The organism is Streptomyces sp. NPDC005799 (assembly GCF_040630525.1).
GTDB lineage: Bacteria > Actinomycetota > Actinomycetes > Streptomycetales > Streptomycetaceae > Streptomyces > Streptomyces griseorubiginosus_B.
In genome coordinates this window covers 94,696-111,564 of sequence record NZ_JBEXXQ010000008.1, presented here as the reverse complement: position 1 = coordinate 111,564, position 16,869 = coordinate 94,696, and the positions used below count along the sequence as shown (strand labels likewise).

At 69.0% G+C, this 16,869-nt stretch carries 20 protein-coding genes, 1 tRNA gene and 1 pseudogene; 14 read left to right on the top strand and 8 right to left on the bottom strand.

Annotated features, from left to right (window positions below; translation table 11 throughout):
- Nucleotides 1-62: 62 nt before the first annotated feature.
- Nucleotides 63-1,409 (bottom strand): nicotinate phosphoribosyltransferase, encoded by a 1,347-nt coding sequence (locus ABZ453_RS10410; protein WP_359013599.1) that lies wholly within the window; start codon nucleotides 1,407-1,409, stop codon nucleotides 63-65.
- Between the two features lie 139 nt (nucleotides 1,410-1,548).
- Here ABZ453_RS10410 and clpS point away from each other — a divergent pair, with 139 nt between their 5' ends.
- The 7 genes from clpS (at nucleotide 1,549) to ABZ453_RS10375 (ending at nucleotide 6,356) form a co-directional block, all read left to right on the top strand.
- Nucleotides 1,549-1,866, top strand: a complete 318-nt coding sequence (clpS, locus tag ABZ453_RS10405; RefSeq protein ID WP_240860202.1) for an ATP-dependent Clp protease adapter ClpS — start codon at nucleotides 1,549-1,551, stop codon at nucleotides 1,864-1,866.
- A gap of 41 nt (nucleotides 1,867-1,907) precedes the next feature.
- Complete coding sequence (locus ABZ453_RS10400; protein ID WP_359013597.1) at nucleotides 1,908-2,510, top strand: DUF2017 domain-containing protein; 603 nt, start codon at nucleotides 1,908-1,910, stop codon at nucleotides 2,508-2,510.
- A gap of 331 nt (nucleotides 2,511-2,841) precedes the next feature.
- Complete coding sequence (locus tag ABZ453_RS10395; protein ID WP_359013595.1) at nucleotides 2,842-4,269, top strand: amino acid permease; 1,428 nt, start codon at nucleotides 2,842-2,844, stop codon at nucleotides 4,267-4,269.
- Nucleotides 4,270-4,414: 145 nt separating this feature from the next.
- Entirely contained in the window at nucleotides 4,415-4,837 is a 423-nt protein-coding gene (locus ABZ453_RS10390; protein WP_133046326.1) for a M67 family metallopeptidase, read from the top strand.
- 79 nt (nucleotides 4,838-4,916) lie between these two features.
- On the top strand, nucleotides 4,917-5,012 hold the full coding sequence (locus tag ABZ453_RS10385) for a putative leader peptide (RefSeq protein WP_358593903.1): 96 nt from the start codon (nucleotides 4,917-4,919) through the stop codon (nucleotides 5,010-5,012).
- Nucleotides 5,013-5,121: 109 nt separating this feature from the next.
- Nucleotides 5,122-5,400: a MoaD/ThiS family protein gene (locus ABZ453_RS10380; protein WP_359013592.1), complete on the top strand. Its 279-nt coding sequence runs from the start codon at nucleotides 5,122-5,124 to the stop codon at nucleotides 5,398-5,400.
- Between the two features lie 5 nt (nucleotides 5,401-5,405).
- Nucleotides 5,406-6,356, top strand: coding sequence for a cysteine synthase (locus ABZ453_RS10375; protein WP_359013590.1), 951 nt, complete (start codon nucleotides 5,406-5,408; stop codon nucleotides 6,354-6,356).
- Between the two features lie 16 nt (nucleotides 6,357-6,372).
- On the opposite strand, the gene ABZ453_RS10370 is transcribed toward ABZ453_RS10375, so the two are convergent.
- Complete coding sequence (locus ABZ453_RS10370; protein WP_359013588.1) at nucleotides 6,373-6,825, bottom strand: type II toxin-antitoxin system PemK/MazF family toxin; 453 nt, start codon at nucleotides 6,823-6,825, stop codon at nucleotides 6,373-6,375.
- 211 nt (nucleotides 6,826-7,036) lie between these two features.
- On the opposite strand from ABZ453_RS10370, the gene ABZ453_RS10365 reads away from it, so the two are divergent.
- Nucleotides 7,037-7,789: an MBL fold metallo-hydrolase gene (locus tag ABZ453_RS10365; protein ID WP_359013586.1), complete on the top strand. Its 753-nt coding sequence runs from the start codon at nucleotides 7,037-7,039 to the stop codon at nucleotides 7,787-7,789.
- A gap of 68 nt (nucleotides 7,790-7,857) precedes the next feature.
- Here ABZ453_RS10365 and ABZ453_RS10360 read toward each other — a convergent pair whose 3' ends face one another.
- On the bottom strand, nucleotides 7,858-9,108 hold the full coding sequence (locus ABZ453_RS10360) for a PTS transporter subunit EIIC (RefSeq protein WP_359013584.1): 1,251 nt from the start codon (nucleotides 9,106-9,108) through the stop codon (nucleotides 7,858-7,860).
- Nucleotides 9,109-9,356: 248 nt separating this feature from the next.
- Between ABZ453_RS10360 and ABZ453_RS10355 the strand changes: the two genes are divergently transcribed.
- The 4 genes from ABZ453_RS10355 (at nucleotide 9,357) to rdgB (ending at nucleotide 11,599) form a co-directional block, all read left to right on the top strand.
- Nucleotides 9,357-9,590, top strand: a complete 234-nt coding sequence (locus ABZ453_RS10355) for a PTS glucose/sucrose transporter subunit IIB (protein ID WP_109498534.1) — start codon at nucleotides 9,357-9,359, stop codon at nucleotides 9,588-9,590.
- An 84-nt stretch (nucleotides 9,591-9,674) separates the two neighbouring features.
- Nucleotides 9,675-10,412, top strand: a complete 738-nt coding sequence (rph, locus tag ABZ453_RS10350; RefSeq protein ID WP_359013582.1) for a ribonuclease PH — start codon at nucleotides 9,675-9,677, stop codon at nucleotides 10,410-10,412.
- A 142-nt stretch (nucleotides 10,413-10,554) separates the two neighbouring features.
- A complete protein-coding gene (locus tag ABZ453_RS10345; protein ID WP_359013580.1) occupies nucleotides 10,555-10,962 on the top strand; it encodes a hypothetical protein in 408 nt (135 codons plus the stop codon).
- 34 nt (nucleotides 10,963-10,996) lie between these two features.
- Complete coding sequence (gene rdgB, locus ABZ453_RS10340) at nucleotides 10,997-11,599, top strand: RdgB/HAM1 family non-canonical purine NTP pyrophosphatase (protein ID WP_359013578.1); 603 nt, start codon at nucleotides 10,997-10,999, stop codon at nucleotides 11,597-11,599.
- Nucleotides 11,600-11,648: 49 nt separating this feature from the next.
- On the opposite strand, the gene ABZ453_RS10335 is transcribed toward rdgB, so the two are convergent.
- The 4 genes and pseudogenes from ABZ453_RS10335 to bcp form a co-directional block, all read right to left on the bottom strand.
- A tRNA-Leu gene (locus ABZ453_RS10335) sits at nucleotides 11,649-11,732 on the bottom strand.
- 57 nt (nucleotides 11,733-11,789) lie between these two features.
- Nucleotides 11,790-12,443 (bottom strand): annotated as a pseudogene (locus ABZ453_RS10330) (HNH endonuclease signature motif containing protein); the annotation flags it as partial.
- Nucleotides 12,440-13,081: an HNH endonuclease signature motif containing protein gene (locus ABZ453_RS10325; protein ID WP_359013576.1), complete on the bottom strand. Its 642-nt coding sequence runs from the start codon at nucleotides 13,079-13,081 to the stop codon at nucleotides 12,440-12,442. The gene ABZ453_RS10325 and the pseudogene ABZ453_RS10330, both read right to left, overlap by 4 nt.
- Nucleotides 13,082-13,220: 139 nt before the next feature.
- A complete protein-coding gene (gene bcp, locus ABZ453_RS10320; protein WP_359013574.1) occupies nucleotides 13,221-13,688 on the bottom strand; it encodes a thioredoxin-dependent thiol peroxidase in 468 nt (155 codons plus the stop codon).
- 105 nt (nucleotides 13,689-13,793) lie between these two features.
- Here bcp and ABZ453_RS10315 point away from each other — a divergent pair, with 105 nt between their 5' ends.
- A complete protein-coding gene (locus ABZ453_RS10315; protein WP_359013572.1) occupies nucleotides 13,794-14,123 on the top strand; it encodes a DUF3618 domain-containing protein in 330 nt (109 codons plus the stop codon).
- Between the two features lie 22 nt (nucleotides 14,124-14,145).
- Nucleotides 14,146-14,499 carry a co-chaperone GroES gene (locus ABZ453_RS10310; protein WP_133046337.1) on the top strand — a complete coding sequence of 118 codons (354 nt, stop codon included), beginning with the start codon at nucleotides 14,146-14,148 and terminating at the stop codon, nucleotides 14,497-14,499.
- A 94-nt stretch (nucleotides 14,500-14,593) separates the two neighbouring features.
- Here ABZ453_RS10310 and ABZ453_RS10305 read toward each other — a convergent pair whose 3' ends face one another.
- Nucleotides 14,594-16,864: a transglycosylase domain-containing protein gene (locus ABZ453_RS10305; RefSeq protein ID WP_359013756.1), complete on the bottom strand. Its 2,271-nt coding sequence runs from the start codon at nucleotides 16,862-16,864 to the stop codon at nucleotides 14,594-14,596.
- Nucleotides 16,865-16,869 lie beyond the last annotated feature (5 nt).

The window sequence follows — 16,869 nt, the reverse complement described above, 5'->3', positions numbered from 1 at the left end:
TTCGACTTGTGTGGGTTACGAGCCTAGAGACTCGGACGACGCTGCGGGAGGGCGCACCACATTTAGCTACCCGAGCGCCCCTGCGCGTACTCCGTCGGAAGGACGGCCTCTCCGCGCGACAACTGGGTCGCGGACAGCGGCAGATTGGCGAGTGCCGCCACGTGCCGGTCGCGTGCCGCGTCCAGCGGCTCGCGGGCGACCACGTCACCGCCCTTGATCAGCTCCACGATCAGCTGCCGCTCGGCCAGCTCGGCCGGGACGGCGCCCGTGCCGAGGACCTCCGCCTCGGCCACCCCGTCCGCGTCGAGGCGCCGCGCGGCCCACTTGCGGCCCCCGACGGAGGTCTTGCCGCCGGTGGACTTCTTCGCGACCGGCACCAGCGGCGCCTTCGGGTCGTCGGACTCGGCGCGGGCCACCAGCTTGTAGACCATGGAGGCCGTCGGATGCCCGGATCCGGTCACCAGCTGCGTACCGACGCCGTACGCGTCCACGGGCGCCGCCGCCAGGGAGGCGATGGCGTACTCGTCGAGGTCCGAGGTCACGATGATCTTCGTGCCGGTCGCGCCCAGCTCGTCCAGCTGCTGGCGCACCCGGTGCGCGACCAGCAGCAGGTCGCCGGAGTCGATGCGCACGGCGCCCAGTTCGGGCCCGGCGACCTCGACGGCCAGCCGTACGGCCTCGGCGACGTCGTAGGTGTCCACGAGCAGGGTGGTGCCCCGGCCCAGCGAGTCGACCTGGGCGCGGAAGGCGTCCCGCTCGTGGTCGTGGAGCAGGGTGAAGGCGTGCGCGGAGGTGCCGACGGTGGGGATGTTGTAGCGGAAGCCCGCCGCGAGGTCGGAGGTGGAGGCGAAGCCGCCGACGTAGGCGGCCCGGGAGGCGGCGACGGCGGCCAGTTCGTGGGTGCGGCGGGCGCCCATCTCGATCAGCGGGCGGTCGCCCGCGGCGGAGGACATGCGGGAGGCGGCCGCCGCGATCGCGGAGTCGTGGTTGAGGATGGAGAGGATCACCGTCTCCAGCAGCACGCACTCGGCGAAGGACCCCTCGACGCGCATGATCGGCGACCCGGGGAAGTACACCTCGCCCTCGGGATAGCCCCAGACGTCGCCGCCGAACCGGTATCCGGCGAGCCACTCCAGGGTCGGCTCGTCGACGATGTTCCGCTCCCGCAGGAAGCCGAGGACGCCCGCGTCGAAGCGGAAGTTCTCCACCGCGTCCAGGACACGCCCGGTGCCCGCGACGACGCCGTAGCGGCGCCCGTCCGGCAGCCGCCGGGTGAAGACCTCGAAGACACTGCGCCGCTCGGCGGTACCGCCCTTCAGCGCGGCCTGCAGCATCGTCAGCTCGTACTGGTCCGTGAAGAGCGCCGTCGAGGGAACGTCCACCGGCAGCCCAAGGTCCGTTACATCCACGAAAGCTCTCCTAGCCACGATTCGCCGGGCGCCCCCAGGTCGGCCGGGGGTCCGGGGGTTGTCCCCCGGTGTATGCGGCATGGCGATAGATGCTACACCCCTTCGCGTCAGTGTGACGATTTATGCGGCCCGTGGCAGCATGGGCCTTGTGACGTCACCCGCTCCCGTAGAGATCGAACGCACCGAGTCGGCGGAGGAGGTCTTCGCCGTACCCGAGCCGGACGTCCCGTGGGTCACGATCGTGCACAACGACCCGGTCAACCTCATGAGCTACGTGACGTACGTCTTCCAGACGTATTTCGGGTACACCAAGGACAAGGCCACCAAGCTCATGCTCGATGTCCACCACAAGGGCCGGGCGGTCGTCTCCAGCGGTACCCGCGAGGAGATGGAACGCGACGTGCAGGCCATGCACGGCTACGGCCTGTGGGCCACCCTCCAGCAGGACCGGAAATGACCCCCTCCCGCGCGCAGCACCGGAAGTAGCGAATCTCCTCCATGCCAGGACACTTCGAACCGCTCCCCGGCGGCGGTGCGGCCGTCGCGCTCGACGACGTCGAGATCTCCATCATCCGGTCGCTCGCCGTCCAGCTGCTGGAACTCATCGGCCCCGGGCCCGGCGAGGACAAGTCCGACGACCCGCTCGCCGAGCTGTTCGCCGAGGGGCCGAGCGAGCCACCCAATGACCCGGTGCTCAAGCGGCTCTTCCCGGACGCCTACTCCGACCCCGAGGGCACCCCGGGACCCCAGGAGGCGCAGGAGGCCCAGGCGTACTCCGCCGAGTTCCGCCGCTACACGGAGAACGACCTGCGCGCCGGCAAGCGCGACAACGCGCTCGCGGTGGTCCGCACCCTGGACGCGCTCACCCCGGGCGCCGACGGCGGCGCGGTGCTCAAACTGTCGCCCGAGCAGTCCCGGCAGTGGCTGGGCTCCCTCAACGATCTGCGCCTGGCGATCGGCTCCCGGCTGGAGATCACCGACGAGGACGACACCGACGTCCTCTACCGGCTCCCGGACGAGGACCCCCGTAAGCCCATGGTGATGGCCTATCTGTGGCTGGGCGGGCTCCAGGAGACCCTCGTCAACACACTCCTGCCCTGACTCGCACCGATATGTGACGGTTCCGTGTTCGCTCAGAGGACGCTCAAATCCGGATAACGATCACGTCACCGTGACCGTCACGAATGCCCTCGTCGCGTCTTCTTTGTCCGCTTCTCCCTGTGGCGTGCGCCACTTCCACCCCCGATGATCAACGTTGCGGCCGTGATAAATCTTCACGACCGCCCGGCGAACACCACCCATGTGCGCCGGGTGCGCCACCGAGCCGGCGACCGTCGGCCAGGCACAAGCTCCATCGCAATCCGGGGGGATCGAGATCCGGTCGCGGCCGACGAGAGGCCCGGGCCGGGACATGGAGAAAGGCGCACCACACATGACCTCCGCTCAGGTCGACACCTCGGAGCAGGCCTCCGAAGAGGGGTACGAGCGCGGCCTCGGCAGCCGCCAGGTCCAGATGATCGCGATCGGCGGCGCCATCGGCGTCGGCCTCTTCCTGGGTGCCGGGGCGAACATCGCCAAGGCCGGCCCCAGCCTCATCCTGATGTACGCCCTCGCCGGCGCCATCGTCTTCTTCATCATGCGGGCGCTCGGCGAACTGCTCCTGTACCGCCCGGTCTCGGGCTCCTTCGCGGAGTACTCCCGCGAATTCCTCGGCCCGTTCTTCGGCTACTTCACCGGCTGGACGTACTGGCTGATGTGGGTCGTCACCGGCATGGCCGAGCTGACGGCCGCCGCGATCTACGTCAACTACTGGTTCCCGGCCGTCCCCCAGTGGGTGACCGCCCTGGTCTTCCTGGTGATCCTCTTCGGGGTGAACCTGATCTCCGTGAAGCTCTTCGGAGAGCTAGAGTTCTGGTTCTCGATGGTCAAGGTCACCGCGCTGATCGGCATGATCGTGATCGGCCTCGGTGTCCTCACCTTCGGCTTCAGCTCCGCCGGTGACACCGCCGCGGTCTCCAACCTCTGGCAGTTCGACGGCTTCTTCCCCAAGGGCATCGGGTCGTCCCTGATGACCCTGCAGGGCGTCATGTTCGCCTACCTCGCGGTCGAGCTGGTCGGCGTCACGGCCGGCGAGTCCGAGAACCCCGAGAAGACCCTCCCCAAGGCGATCAACACCCTCCCCTGGCGCATCGCCCTCTTCTATGTCGGCGCGCTCACCGTCATCCTCTGCGTCGTGAAGTGGACGGAGTTCGCCCCGGGCGTCTCCCCGTTCGTCGCCGCGTTCGCGAAGATCGGCATCCCGGCCGGCGCCGGCATCGTCAACTTCGTCGTCCTCACCGCGGCCCTGTCGTCCTGCAACTCCGGCATGTACTCCACTGGCCGCATGCTGCGCACCCTGGCCGACAACGGTGAGGCCCCCAAGGGCTTCCAGAAGCTGTCCGCCACCAAGACGCCGGCGCTCGGCATCACCGTCTCGGTCCTCTTCATGGGCATCGGCGTGGTCCTCAACTACGTCGTCCCGGAGAAGGCGTTCGGCTACGTCACCTCGGTGGCCACCGCGGCCGGCATCTGGACCTGGCTGATGATCCTGATCAGCCACGTCCTCTACCGCCGCGCGGTCGTCGCGGGCCGCCTGCCCGCGTCCTCCTTCCCGGCGCCGGGCGGTGCGGTGTGCAGCTGGATCGCCATCGTGTTCCTGCTCTTCGTCACGGGCCTGATCGCCTACGACGCCGACTCCCGCGTCTGCCTGTACGTGATGGCGGGCTGGGCCGCGGCCCTGGGCATCGGCTGGGCGGTGCTGAAGAGGCGCAACCCGGGAATCGTCAATCGCCGCGAGCCGGAGCTGCAGAAAGTCGGCTAAGCGCCGCAGCAGGAGGGCCGGCGGCCGCCCGCAGGCCCGTCGTGGCTGGTCGCGCAGTTCCCCGCGCCCCTGGGTGTGTCCGGCATGTGGGCCGCTCCGTACCGTCCCTCGGTACGGAGCGGCCCTCCTGCTTATCCTGGCGAGCATGCTGACCATCACCCAGGCCCTCGTCGACCAGATCGTCGCGCACGCGCGCAAGGACCACCCCGACGAGGCGTGCGGCGTCGTCGCGGGCCCGGCCGGCTCGGACCGCCCCGAGCGCTTCATCCCGATGCTGAACGCGGCCATGTCGCCCACGTTCTACGAGTTCGACTCCGGCGATCTGCTGAGGCTCTACCGCGAGATGGACGACCGCGACGAGGAGCCGGTGGTGATCTACCACTCCCACACCGCCACCGAGGCCTACCCCTCCCGCACCGACATCTCCTACGCCAACGAACCCGGCGCCCACTACGTCCTGGTCTCCACCGCGGACACCGACGGCCTCGGCGACTTCCAGTTCCGCTCGTACCGCATCGTGGAAGGCGAGGTCACGGAGGAGGAGGTCACGGTCGTGGAGGCGTACTGATCTCGCAGTTCGGACAGAATTCATCCACCATGCGGGATCACACTCCGGCCCGGCGACCGGGAATCGATACGATGAGCCCATGGTTCTGAACGACGTGAGCATCCAGGCGCCGAGCGTGCTGCTCGTGGCGCGGCTGCACGTCGACCTGTGCAGGCTGAACAGCGCCATCTGTTGACGCTGCCCTGCCGCCGTACGGCCGTGAGCCGCGGCACCCGGAGCACCACCCGCACTTCGCGCCGCCGCGCGCCCACCGATCCGACACCTTCCGACAGGAGCCCGCAACCATGGCCATCGAGGTCCGCATCCCCACCATCCTCCGCACCTACACCGACGGCCAGAAGGCGGTGGAGGGCACCGGGGACACCCTCGCCGAACTCTTCGCCGACCTCGAGACCCGCCACCCGGGCATCCAGGCCCGCATCGTGGACGGCGGTGAACTGCGCCGCTTCGTCAACGTCTACCTCAACGACGAGGACGTCCGCTTCCTCGACGGCATCAACACCAAGGTCGCCGACGGCGACAACGTCACGATCCTGCCGGCCGTGGCCGGCGGCATGGCCTGATCCGGATGCGGTACGACTCCCCGCTGGCCGCGGTCGGTAACACCCCCCTGGTGTGCCTGCCGCGGCTGTCGCCGTCCGCCGACGTCCGGATCTGGGCCAAGCTGGAGGACCGCAACCCGACCGGCTCGGTCAAGGACCGTCCCGCCCTGCACATGATCGAGCAGGCGGAGAAGGACGGCCGCCTCACGCCGGGCTGCACGATCCTCGAGCCGACCAGCGGCAACACCGGCATCTCCCTCGCCATGGCCGCCAAGCTCAAGGGCTACCGCATGGTGTGCGTGATGCCCGAGAACACCTCCCAGGAGCGCCGGGACCTGCTCGGCATGTGGGGCGCCGAGATCATCTCCTCCCCGGCCGCGGGCGGCTCCAACACCGCCGTGCGCGTCGCCAAGGAGCTCTCCGCCGAACATCCCGACTGGGTGATGCTGTACCAGTACGGCAACCCGGACAACGCCGGCGCCCACTACGCCACCACCGGCCCCGAGATCCTCGCCGACCTCCCCTCCATCACGCACTTCGTGGCCGGTCTCGGCACCACGGGCACCCTGATGGGCGTCGGCCGCTACCTGCGCGAGAACAAGCCGGACGTGCAGATCGTCGCCGCCGAGCCGCGCTACGACGATCTGGTGTACGGCCTGCGCAACCTCGACGAGGGCTTCGTACCCGAGCTGTACGACGCCTCCGTGCTGACCACCCGCTTCTCGGTCGGCTCCGCCGACGCCGTCACCCGCACCCGTGAACTCCTCCAGCAGGAGGGCATCTTCGCGGGCGTCTCCACGGGCGCGGCGCTGCACGCGGCGATCGGCGTCGGACGCAAGGCCGTCAAGGCCGGCGAGTCCGCCGACATCGCGTTCGTCGTGGCGGACGGCGGCTGGAAGTACCTCTCGACCGGCGTCTACACGGCGGCGACGACGGAGGAAGCGATCGAGACGCTGCACGGCCAGCTCTGGGCGTAGTGCCCGGCCGGCCGCCTCAGGTCGCCAGGTGACGGACCTGGTCCCACAGGACCGGGTCCACCATCCCCACCCTGCGCCGGAACTCCCACACCGGCACCTCACGCAACTCGGCGGTCTCCAGGAAGCTGGCCCGCCCGCGAGCATCGTCGACGGCACCCGGCGGCAGCGGGATCACCCCGGCCCGCTCGTCGCGGTACTTGCTGGTGATCTTCGCGACGGTCACCCGCTCCCCGTGCACCACCAGCACCAGACAGGGCCGGTCCTTGCGGCCCGGCCCGTCCTCGAACGGCACGTTCGCCCACCAGATCTCCGCCGGCCGCGGCCGCGCGTCCTTCCGCCCGCCCGGCCGTCCCGGCGGCCGCGACCGCCGCCCCGAGGGCCGCCGCCCCCGCCCCCATCCGTCGACGAGCGTGGCGACCAGCGCGAGCAGTACGACCGCGGCGAGCGCCAGCCACCATGACGTGTCCATACGAAGACGTTACCGGGGCGCGCGTCGCGTCGCGCGCCCTCTCTCGCGCCTCACCCGCCCCGCTTCCAGCCGAACCGGTGACACCACAGGTGAGTTCGCCCACAACAGCCCCTGGTGGAGGAGCGACGAGGGGTTTTGCGCCTTACGCTCGACGGACCGCACGACCCCCGTCTCCTTCCGGAAAAGTCCCGCCAGCGGAGGTTTCTGTTTCATGAAGCTCACCGTCGTCGGCTGCTCGGGGTCGTTCCCGTCCGCGGAATCGGCCTGCTCGAGCTACCTCGTCGAGGCCGACGGCTTCCGGCTGCTTCTCGACATGGGCAACGGTGCCCTTGGCGAGCTGCAGCGCCACTGCGGTCTCTACGACCTCGACGCGATCTTCCTCAGCCATCTGCACGCCGACCACTGCATCGACATGTGCGCGTACTTCGTCGCGCGCTACTACCGCCACGACGGCGGCCGTTGCGACCCGATCCCGGTCTACGGCCCCGAGGGCACCGAACACCGCCTCACCACCGCCTACGCGGACACCCCCACCGCCTCCTCCATGAGCGAGGTCTTCGACTTCCACACGGTCAAGCCGTCCACGTTCGAGATCGGCCCGTTCACGGTGCACACGGAACGCGTGGCCCATCCCGTGGAGGCGTACGGCATCCGCGTCGAGCACGGCGGCAGGGTCCTGACGTACTCCGGCGACACCGGCGTCAGCCCCGCCCTGGACGAACTCGCCCGCGACGCCGACCTGTTCCTGTGCGAGGCAGCCTTCACGCACGGCAAGGAGAACATCCCCGACCTGCACCTCAACGGCCGCGAGGCGGGTGAGGCGGCGGCCCGCGCGGGCGCCCGCCGCCTGGTCCTCACCCACATCCCCCCGTGGACCGACCCGCAGGTCAACCTGACCGACGCCCGCGCGGTCTTCGACGGCCCGGTCGACCTGGCGGTCCCGAGGCTGTCGTACGAGATCTGACCCCACGGCACGACGAAGGCCCCGGCACCTCCTCGGTGCCGGGGCCTTCGCGCGGGTGGTGCCGGTGCTCACGCCGTGGTGAGCTCCTCCACCTCCTCCTCGGGCTCGCGGCCCGGGGTGGGGAGGTTCCACTTGGTGATGGCGAAGCGGAAGACGAAGTAGTAGATCGCGCCGAAGACCAGACCGATGGGGATGATCAGCCAGGGCTTGGTGGCGAGGTTCCAGTTGAGGCCGTAGTCGATCGCGCCGGCCGAGAAGGTGAAGCCGGCGTGCACGCCGAGCGCCCAGGTGACCGCCATGGACAGGGCGGTGAGCACCGCGTGGATGCCGTACAGCACCGGGGCGATGAACATGAACGAGAACTCGATCGGCTCGGTCACACCGGTCACGAAGGAGGTGAGCGCGAGCGAGATCATCATGCCCATCACGGCCTTGCGGCGCTCGGGACGGGCCGAGTGGGCGATCGCGATGGCGGCGGCCGGCAGACCGAACATCATGATCGGGAAGAAGCCCGACATGAACTGACCGGCGGTCGGGTCACCCGCGAAGAACCGGGTGAGGTCGCCGTGCACGACGGTGCCGGTCGCGTCCTTGAAGTCGCCGATCTGGAACCAGGCCACCGAGTTGACGAACTGGTGCATGCCGATCGGGATCAGACCACGGTTGATCAGACCGAACAGGCCCGCGCCGAAAGCTCCGAGACCGGTGATCCACTCGCCGACGTGCGAGATGCCCTCACCGATGGGCTTCCAGACCAGACCGAAGAAGACGCCCATGGCGGTGCCGACGAACGCCATGATGATCGGCACCAGCCGGCGGCCGTTGAAGAAGCCGAGCCAGTCCACCAGCTTCTTGCGGTGGTAGCGCTGCCACAGCACCGCGGACAGCAGACCCATGATGATGCCGCCGAGCACACCGGGGTTGTTGTAGGTCGCGGGTATGTCCGCGCCCGCCTGGATCTTCGCCGCGGTGACCGGGAACGCCTTGAGGACGTTGCTGTAGACCAGGAAGCCGACGAGCGCCGCGAGGGCCGTCGAGCCGTCCGACTTCTTCGCGAAGCCGATCGCGACACCGATGCAGAACAGCAGCGGCAGGTTGTCGAAGATCGCGCCACCCGCAGTGGCGAACACCGCCGTGACCTTGTCGGGCAGGTGGAGCTTGTCGTGGATGTCCTGCTGGCCCAGGCGAAGCAGGATGCCCGCCGCCGGCAACACGGCGATCGGGAGCTGCAGGCTGCGGCCAACCTTCTGCAGGCCCTGGAACAGGCCTGATCCCCGCTTCTTCGCGGGGGCCGCCGGGGGGGCGGTGGCGGTGCTCATAGACGTCCTCCATCGGGTGGTGGTCTACACCACTCAGTGGTGTAGACCTGTTGTAGCAGATGAAGATGGCATAAGGAACCCGCGATTCCCGTGACCGTCGGGCTACTTTCCGCTATGCCTCAACGGCGTCCTCCCGGTCCTCCGGGCAGGGGAATCGCCGCCTCGGCACTCATCAGTTGGCGACCGCCCCTCAAGTGGTGTAGACCAGTCTCGCGAAGTTGGGTCAACCGTGCGTGAGGAGACCGACAATGGCCAGCAAGGCTGAGAAGATCGTCGCCGGACTCGGCGGCATCGACAACATCGAAGAAGTCGAGGGCTGCATCACCCGCCTGCGCACCGAGGTCAACGACGCCTCGCTGGTCGACGAGGCCGCCCTGAAGGCCGCCGGCGCCCACGGCGTCGTCAAGATGGGCACCGCGATCCAGGTCGTCATCGGCACCGACGCCGACCCGATCGCCGCGGAGATCGAAGACATGATGTGAACCCCGCCCGGGCGGGCCGGACATCCACGGGTTCCTCCCGACGCGGGAGGAGCCCCTTCCGCATGGGCGGATAGGCTCAGCGGCATGTCTCGAATCGACGGCCGCACCCCCGAACAACTCCGCCCGATCACCATCGAACGCGGCTGGAGCAAGCACGCCGAGGGCTCCGTCCTCGTCTCCTTCGGTGACACCAAGGTGCTGTGCACCGCCTCCTTCACCGAAGGCGTCCCGCGCTGGCGCAAGGGCAGCGGCGAGGGCTGGGTCACCGCCGAGTACTCCATGCTGCCCCGCGCCACCAACACCCGCGGCGACCGCGAGTCCGTCCGCGGCAAGATCGGCGGCCGTACCCACGAGATCTCCCGTCTCATCGGCCGCTCCCTGCGCGCCGTCATCGACTACAAGGCACTCGGCGAGAACACCGTCGTCCTCGACTGCGACGTCCTCCAGGCCGATGGCGGCACCCGCACCGCCGCCATCACCGGCGCCTACGTCGCCCTCGCCGACGCCGTCGCCTGGGCACAGGGCAGGAAACTGATCAAGCCCGGCCGCCAGCCCCTCACCGGAAGCGTCTCCGCGGTCTCTGTCGGCATCGTCGGCGGCGTCCCGCTCCTCGACCTCCGCTACGAGGAGGACGTACGGGCCGACACCGACATGAACGTCGTCTGCACCGGCGACGGCCGCTTCGTCGAGGTCCAGGGCACCGCCGAGGCCGAGCCCTTCGCCCGCGAGGAGCTCAACACCCTCCTCGACCTGGCCGTCACCGGCTGCGCGGAACTCGCCGTCCTCCAGCACAAGGCGCTTGATACCGTCCTCGAAAAGTAAAGGGCGCACCAAGAAGAGCGGGCGGCCGGGGCAACCCGCGCCGCCCGTACCGGCGTCCCTACAAGTGCGGGCGCACGGCACACCACCGTGCGCCCGACCACGGGGGCCTCACCGGGGCCTGGGACAGGGAGGACACACCGTCATGGCCGCGAGCCGAGGCCGCCGCAGTCGCCGTACCGTCACCACCCTCGCGGCCCTGGCCGCCCTCGGCCTGACGACGGGACTCGCCACCGGCTGCGACGCCGTCGACAAGGCCATCGACTGCGTGCAGACCGCCGACACCATCGCCGACAGCGTCACCGCACTCCAGCAGGCCGTCGAGAACGCGGGCAGCGACCCCACCCGGCTCGACCAGTCCCTCGCCTCCATCGACAAGAACCTCGACAAGATCGGCGACAGGACCGACAACGTCGACGTCAACAAGGCGGTCGACGACCTCGGCAAGGCCGTGGACAACGTCCGTACGGCCGTGAAGAACGGCGACAACACACCCGACGTCACCCCCGTGACCGACGCGGCAGGCGAACTCACCAAGGTCTGTACGTCGTGACGGGCGGCGACCGGGGACCGGGATACTGAACGGCATGACGCGCTTGATCCTCGCCACCCGCAACGCCGGAAAGATCACCGAACTGCGGGCGATCCTCGCCGACGCAGGCCTGCCCCACGAACTGGTCGGCACGGACGCCTACCCCGACGTCCCCGACGTCAAGGAGACCGGCGTGACCTTCGCCGAGAACGCCCTCCTCAAGGCCCACGCCCTCGCCCGCGCCACCGGCCTGCCCGCCGTCGCCGACGACTCCGGCCTCTGCGTCGACGTCCTGGGCGGCGCCCCCGGCATCTTCTCGGCCCGCTGGTCCGGCCGGCACGGCGACGACAAGGCCAACCTGGACCTCCTCCTGGCCCAGCTCTCCGACATCGACGACACCCACCGCGCCGCCCACTTCGCCTGCGCGGCAGCCCTCGCCCTGCCGGACGGCACGGACCGGGTGGTCGAGGGCCAACTGCGGGGCGTGCTGCGGCACACCCCGACCGGCACGAACGGCTTCGGCTACGACCCGATCCTCCAGCCGGAGGGGGAGTCTCGGACGTGCGCGGAGCTGACCGCGGAGGAGAAAAACGCGATCAGCCACCGGGGGAAGGCGTTTCGGGTGCTCGTGCCGGTGGTGCGGGAGTTGTTGGGCTGACAGCGATGAAGGTCCACCTGCATTCAGGTGGACCTTCGAATCAAAGGTGTGCGGCCGGAGGGACTCGAACCCTCAAGGGATTTCTCCCACAACATCCTAAGTGTTGCGCGTAGGCCAATTCCGCCACGGCCGCTTGCGCGCTCATGCTACCCGGCGAGGCGGCTTCGTAGTCGAGGGCCCAGGCGACTCTACGGCCACCTCGGCACCACGTGTTGGTGATCGCGTGGCAGTTGGGGCACAGCAACCGCAGGTTCTCCCGCCGGTCGTCGCTCCAGTCCCCGTTGATGTGATCGACCTCCAGTGTCATGGGCTTGCCGAGCCACTCGGGACCTGTTCCGCACTCGGCGCACTCCTCGGGTACGCCCACCTCCAGCAGTGCCCGGCGGAGCAGATGAGTCCTGGTCCGGCGCTGGCCGTCATGCTGGACAAGGATGTCCTCGGCGCGCCTGAGCGGTGTGGTGCCCGGCCCGCCGCGTTGATGGGCCTGTCCAAGGAAGTGGGCGGTGTCGAGACCGTCCTCGTTCACCCAGCCTCGGAGCTGAGCGCGCAACCTGCTGTTGTAGGGCTCCATCCCCAGAGCGCGAAGCGTATCGGCGATGGAGGTTGCTCCTGCGACCGCACGGCGCAGCTCGTCGGCGGCTGGTCGGGCGGGCACTCCCCTTGCTTGTCTCTGGCGGGGCATGTGCGAGACGTCGATTCCGAAGTGGTCGAAGCGATGGAAAAGGTGACGGCGCAGTTGGCCGTATGGCCGGGTGCCGAAGAAGGCGATGACCTCATCGATGTCCGAACACTGGGCGGCGGCTTCTGCCAGCCGTTCCCGGGTGTACTGCACGCCGCTGCTCATGAAGTCCTCGCTTTGCCGCGCCCCCGGTAACTGTCCGTTGTTGAGTGGCAGTTGGGGCACAGGAATCGCAGGTTCTCGATGCGGTTGTCGCGCCAGTTGCCGTCTATGTGATCGACCTCCAGCGGGAGCGGATGCCCTCGCCAGACCGCTTCCGTCCCGCATTGGGCGCACCGTTCTTGCATCCCCAGTGCTGTCATCGCCGACTTGAGCCGATCGCTAGGGATGCGCCGAGCCTGGCCGAGGGGCTGCTCGACGAGTAGCCCCTCGGGTGTGCGGGGGCGCCACGCTTTGCCGCGTCGGGTCGGCACCTGAAAGTGCGAGGTGTCGATCCCGTACGCCTTGATCCGGCGACTGATGTGTGTGTGGTGCCCGCCGACGACCTCCAGCCCGAGATGCCGCAGGACGTCACACATGTTCGTCGACGCCGAGACTGCCACCTCCAGGATCTGCCGCGTCCACTTGACCCCCTCCCGCTCGAAGTGCGACGTATCCACCCCCAGCTTCCGCATCCGCTCCAACACGTATCGCCGCGTCGAACTCCCCGGATCCACCCCCAACCACACCAACGCCTCCGACAACGTCCGAGCCCCCCGAGCCGCCTCCTCCAGCCGCTCCCTGGTGTACGCACTGGCCCCCATCACACCCCTCCGTCCCGGCCGCGCGTTCGCGGCTCGTACGGAGTAACGAACAGCTCATCGGACAGTCACGCCCGAAACGTGAAGCGGCTCGCGCCGGGGTGTCCCGGTGCGAGCCGCTGACCTGGCGGGAAGGGGGGCCTCAGATGTCCAGGTCCTTGATGATCTTGGCTACGTGGCCTGTGGCTCGGACGTTGTAGAGGGCCCGTTCGACCTTGCCCTCCTCGTCGACGATGACCGTGGAGCGGATGACGCCCATGTAGGTCTTGCCGTAGTTCTTCTTCTCGCCGTAGGCGCCGTAGGACTCGGTGACCTTCTTGTCCGGGTCGGCGGCCAGGGTGACCTTCAGGGACTCCTTCTCGCGGAACTTCGCCAGCTTCTCCGGGGCGTCCGGGGAGATGCCGATGACGTCGTAGCCGGCGCCGGCCAGGACGTCGAGGTTGTCCGTGAAGTCGCAGGCCTGCTTGGTGCAGCCGGGCGTGAGGGCCGCCGGGTAGAAGTAGACGATGACCTTGCGGCCCTTGTGGGCCGACAGGGAGACGTCGTTGCCGTCGGCGTCGGGGAGGGTGAAGTCGGGGGCCACGTCCCCGGGCTGGAGTCGCTCGCTCATCGGAACAGCGTAACCGGGGGTCCTGACAGTGCGGCGGCACGCGGAGCTGACAGACTGTCCAGAACAAGCGACAACAAGGCATCGGCTGACTTCGGAGGCCCCACGGTGGCGGACACGTCGGACACCAGAACCCCGGCGCAGATCGAGGCGGACATCAAAGCCCGCCGCGTAGTGCTGGCCGAGACCCTCGACGAGATCGGGGTGCGTGTGCACCCGAAGACCATCGTCGGTGACGCCAAGGCCAAGGTCGCGTCCAATATCGATCACACGCTGGGCCGGGCGTACGTCGGCGTCAACAAGGCCGTCACCGACGTCAGGGCCCGGTTCGTGGACGAGGAGGGCGCGCCCCGGCTGGAGCGGATCGTGCCGGTCGCACTGGTCGCCGTGGGCCTGGTGGGGCTGCTCGCTCTCGGCACCCGACGGCGCAAGAGCTGACGGAGAGCTGTAGGTTCGGGACGTGAGCGCCAACAGAAACGAGCAGAGCACCCACGACAAGCTGCCCATCCGGATGCTGCACGACCGGGTGCTGGTCAAGCAGGAGACCGGTGAGGGCGAGCGGCGGTCCGGCGGGGGCATCCTGATCCCCGCCACCGCGGCGGTGGGGCGGCGGCTGGCGTGGGCCGAGGTCGTCGCCGTCGGCCAGAACGTGCGGACGGTGGAGCCGGGCGACCGTGTGCTGTACGACCCCGAGGACCGCGCCGAGGTCGAGGTACGGGGCGTGGCGTACGTGCTCATGCGCGAGCGCGACCTGCACGCCGTCGCCGCGGACCGCTTCGAGGGCTCGGAGGACACGACGGGCCTCTATCTCTGAGATCTCTGACAACTCCGCAGCAAAGTTCCGAGAACGTCGAAGGGGCCGGTGACCACCGTCACCGGCCCCTTCGACGTTCACCGCCCGCGGTGTGTCACTGTCTGCGGCTGGTGGACTGGGGGCCCGCCGCCGTGCCGGTGGTCGTGCCTCCGGTGTCCGCTCCGTTGGTGCCGCCGTTGGTGCCCCCGTTCGTGCCGCCGGTGTCGCCTCCCGTGGTGCCGGTCGTCGTACCGCCGTTCGTCGTGCCCGTCGTCGTACCGCCGTTCGTCGTGCCCGTCGTCGTACCGCCGTTGGTGGTGTCGCCGGTGGTGCCTCCGGTGGTCGTCGGGCCGCCCGTCGTGGGCGTCCCGCCGGTCGTCGGCGTACCGCCCTGGGTCGGGCCCTGGTCGGTCTGGCCGCCCGTGGTGGTCGTACCGCCGTTGTCCTGGCCGCCGGTACCGGGAGCCGCCGACTGGGGCGGCGCCTGCGTCTCGTCGGCGCCCGGCATCAGCTGCAGGTCGAAGTCGCTCGCCGACCGCCCCTTCAGCGCCGCCTTGGTGTACTGCGCCCAGATCTCCGCCGGCGGGCCACCGCCGTTGACGCGCTGCAGGCCCATCGCGCCGTACAGCGACTTGTGCTGGGCCGTCACCGGGTCCTGGCCCATCACGGAGACGACCGTCGCCAGGTCGGGGGTGTAGCCGGCGAACCAGGCGGCCTTGTCGTCCTCCGCGGTACCGGTCTTGCCCGCGGCGGGGCGGCCCGCTCCCTGCGCGGCGGTCGCGGTGCCGTTCTCGACCACGCTCTGCAGGATCGAGGTCGTCGTGTCGGCGGCCTCCCGGCTGACGGCCTGGGTGGTCCTGTCCTTCGGCAGCTCCACCTTCTCGCCGTTCCTGGTGATCGACGCGATGATCGTGTACGTGTGCCGCTCGCCGTGGTTCGCGAGCGTCGCGTAGGCCTCCGCCATGTCGAGGACGCTGGCGGTGTTCACACCGAGCGCGATGGACGGGGTCGCGGTCAGGTCGGGCGTGTTGGCGGGGATTCCCAGGTCGATGGCCGTCTGCTTCACCTTCGACGGGCCGACGTCCACGGCCATCTGCGCGTACACCGCGTTGACGGACTTGTCGGTGGCGGTGCGCACGGTGATGTTGCCGTAGGAGACGTCGTCCTCGTTCGCGGGCGCGTAGCCTCCGCCGGCCCAGCCCTGTACGGGGCGCTTGTTGGTGCCGTCGTAGTAGGTGTTGGGGGTGATGACCTGGCCGTCCTGGGTCTCGGAGTGGTTCTGGACGGCCGAGGCGAACACGATCGGCTTGAAGCTGGAGCCGACCTGGAAGTCGCCGCGGGTCGCGCCGTTCGTGTACTGCTTGACGTAGTCGATGCCGCCGTACATCGCGACGACCTTGCCGGTCTTCGGGTCGACGGAGGCTCCGCCGGCGCGGACGTAGTTGTCGACCTTGCGGTTCTTCTTGTCGAGGTGGTCGATCACCTGGTTGTTGACGGCCTTGACGAAGGCGTTCTGCTTGTTCTTGTCGAGCGTGGTGGTGATGCGGTAGCCGCCGGCCGCGAGCTCGTCCGAGCTGACGATCTTGTTCTTGGCGAGGTAGCTCTCCACGGCCTTGACGATGTAGCCGCGCTGGCCGGACATGCCGGTGGAGAGGGTCTGCTCCTTCGGCATCGGGAACTGCAGGGTCGCCCGCTTCGCCTCGGACAGCCAGCCCATCTTGACCATGCCGTCCAGGACGTAGTTCCAGCGGGCCACGGCCGCCGCCTTGTTCTCCGGGTGCGCCACGACGTCGTACTCGCTGGGCGCGTTGACGAGCGCGGCGAGGTAGGCGGCGCGGGCCGGGTCGAGGTCGGTGGAGTCCACGCCGTAGTAGGCCTGGGCGGCGGCCTGGATGCCGTAGGCGTTGCGGCCGAAGTAGCTGGTGTTGAGGTAGCCCTCGAGGATCTGGTCCTTGGACTTCTCGCGGTCCAGCTTGATGGAGATGAAGAACTCCTTCACCTTGCGGGTGACGGTCTGCTCCTGCGCCAGGTAGTAGTTCTTCACGTACTGCTGGGTGATCGTCGAACCGGACTGCTTGCCCTTGCCGGTCGCGGTGTTCCAGCCGGCGCGCAGCATCGCCTTGGGGTCGACGGCGGACTCGGTGTAGAAGTCGCGGTCCTCGGCGGCCAGAACGGCGTGCTGGGCGTCCTTGGAGACCTGGGCGAGGGTCACGTTCTCCCGGTTGATGTCGCCGTCCCGGGCGATCTGGGAGCCGTCGGCGTAGAGGTAGACGTTGGCCTGCTTCATCGCGAGGGCGTTGGCGTTCGGGATCTTCACGAGCGAGTACCCGAGGAAGAACAGCCCGACCACCAGCAGCACGCCGATGACGAAGGTGCCGAGCACCATCCGCC

What these genes read in the sequence shown, in the direction of transcription:
- clpS (WP_240860202.1), top strand. Translation starts at nt 1,549, where the DNA reads ATGGGCCTTGTGACGTCACCCGCTCCCGTAGAGATCGAACGCACCGAG.
- ABZ453_RS10400 (WP_359013597.1), top strand. Translation starts at nt 1,908, where the DNA reads ATGCCAGGACACTTCGAACCGCTCCCCGGCGGCGGTGCGGCCGTCGCG.
- ABZ453_RS10395 (WP_359013595.1), top strand. Translation starts at nt 2,842, where the DNA reads ATGACCTCCGCTCAGGTCGACACCTCGGAGCAGGCCTCCGAAGAGGGG.
- ABZ453_RS10390 (WP_133046326.1), top strand. Translation starts at nt 4,415, where the DNA reads ATGCTGACCATCACCCAGGCCCTCGTCGACCAGATCGTCGCGCACGCG.
- ABZ453_RS10385 (WP_358593903.1), top strand. Translation starts at nt 4,917, where the DNA reads ATGGTTCTGAACGACGTGAGCATCCAGGCGCCGAGCGTGCTGCTCGTG.
- ABZ453_RS10380 (WP_359013592.1), top strand. Translation starts at nt 5,122, where the DNA reads ATGGCCATCGAGGTCCGCATCCCCACCATCCTCCGCACCTACACCGAC.
- ABZ453_RS10375 (WP_359013590.1), top strand. Translation starts at nt 5,406, where the DNA reads ATGCGGTACGACTCCCCGCTGGCCGCGGTCGGTAACACCCCCCTGGTG.
- ABZ453_RS10370 (WP_359013588.1), bottom strand. Translation starts at nt 6,825, where the DNA reads ATGGACACGTCATGGTGGCTGGCGCTCGCCGCGGTCGTACTGCTCGCG.
- ABZ453_RS10365 (WP_359013586.1), top strand. Translation starts at nt 7,037, where the DNA reads ATGAAGCTCACCGTCGTCGGCTGCTCGGGGTCGTTCCCGTCCGCGGAA.
- ABZ453_RS10360 (WP_359013584.1), bottom strand. Translation starts at nt 9,108, where the DNA reads ATGAGCACCGCCACCGCCCCCCCGGCGGCCCCCGCGAAGAAGCGGGGA.
- ABZ453_RS10355 (WP_109498534.1), top strand. Translation starts at nt 9,357, where the DNA reads ATGGCCAGCAAGGCTGAGAAGATCGTCGCCGGACTCGGCGGCATCGAC.
- rph (WP_359013582.1), top strand. Translation starts at nt 9,675, where the DNA reads ATGTCTCGAATCGACGGCCGCACCCCCGAACAACTCCGCCCGATCACC.
- ABZ453_RS10345 (WP_359013580.1), top strand. Translation starts at nt 10,555, where the DNA reads ATGGCCGCGAGCCGAGGCCGCCGCAGTCGCCGTACCGTCACCACCCTC.
- rdgB (WP_359013578.1), top strand. Translation starts at nt 10,997, where the DNA reads ATGACGCGCTTGATCCTCGCCACCCGCAACGCCGGAAAGATCACCGAA.
- ABZ453_RS10325 (WP_359013576.1), bottom strand. Translation starts at nt 13,081, where the DNA reads ATGGGGGCCAGTGCGTACACCAGGGAGCGGCTGGAGGAGGCGGCTCGG.
- bcp (WP_359013574.1), bottom strand. Translation starts at nt 13,688, where the DNA reads ATGAGCGAGCGACTCCAGCCCGGGGACGTGGCCCCCGACTTCACCCTC.
- ABZ453_RS10305 (WP_359013756.1), bottom strand. Translation starts at nt 16,864, where the DNA reads ATGGTGCTCGGCACCTTCGTCATCGGCGTGCTGCTGGTGGTCGGGCTG.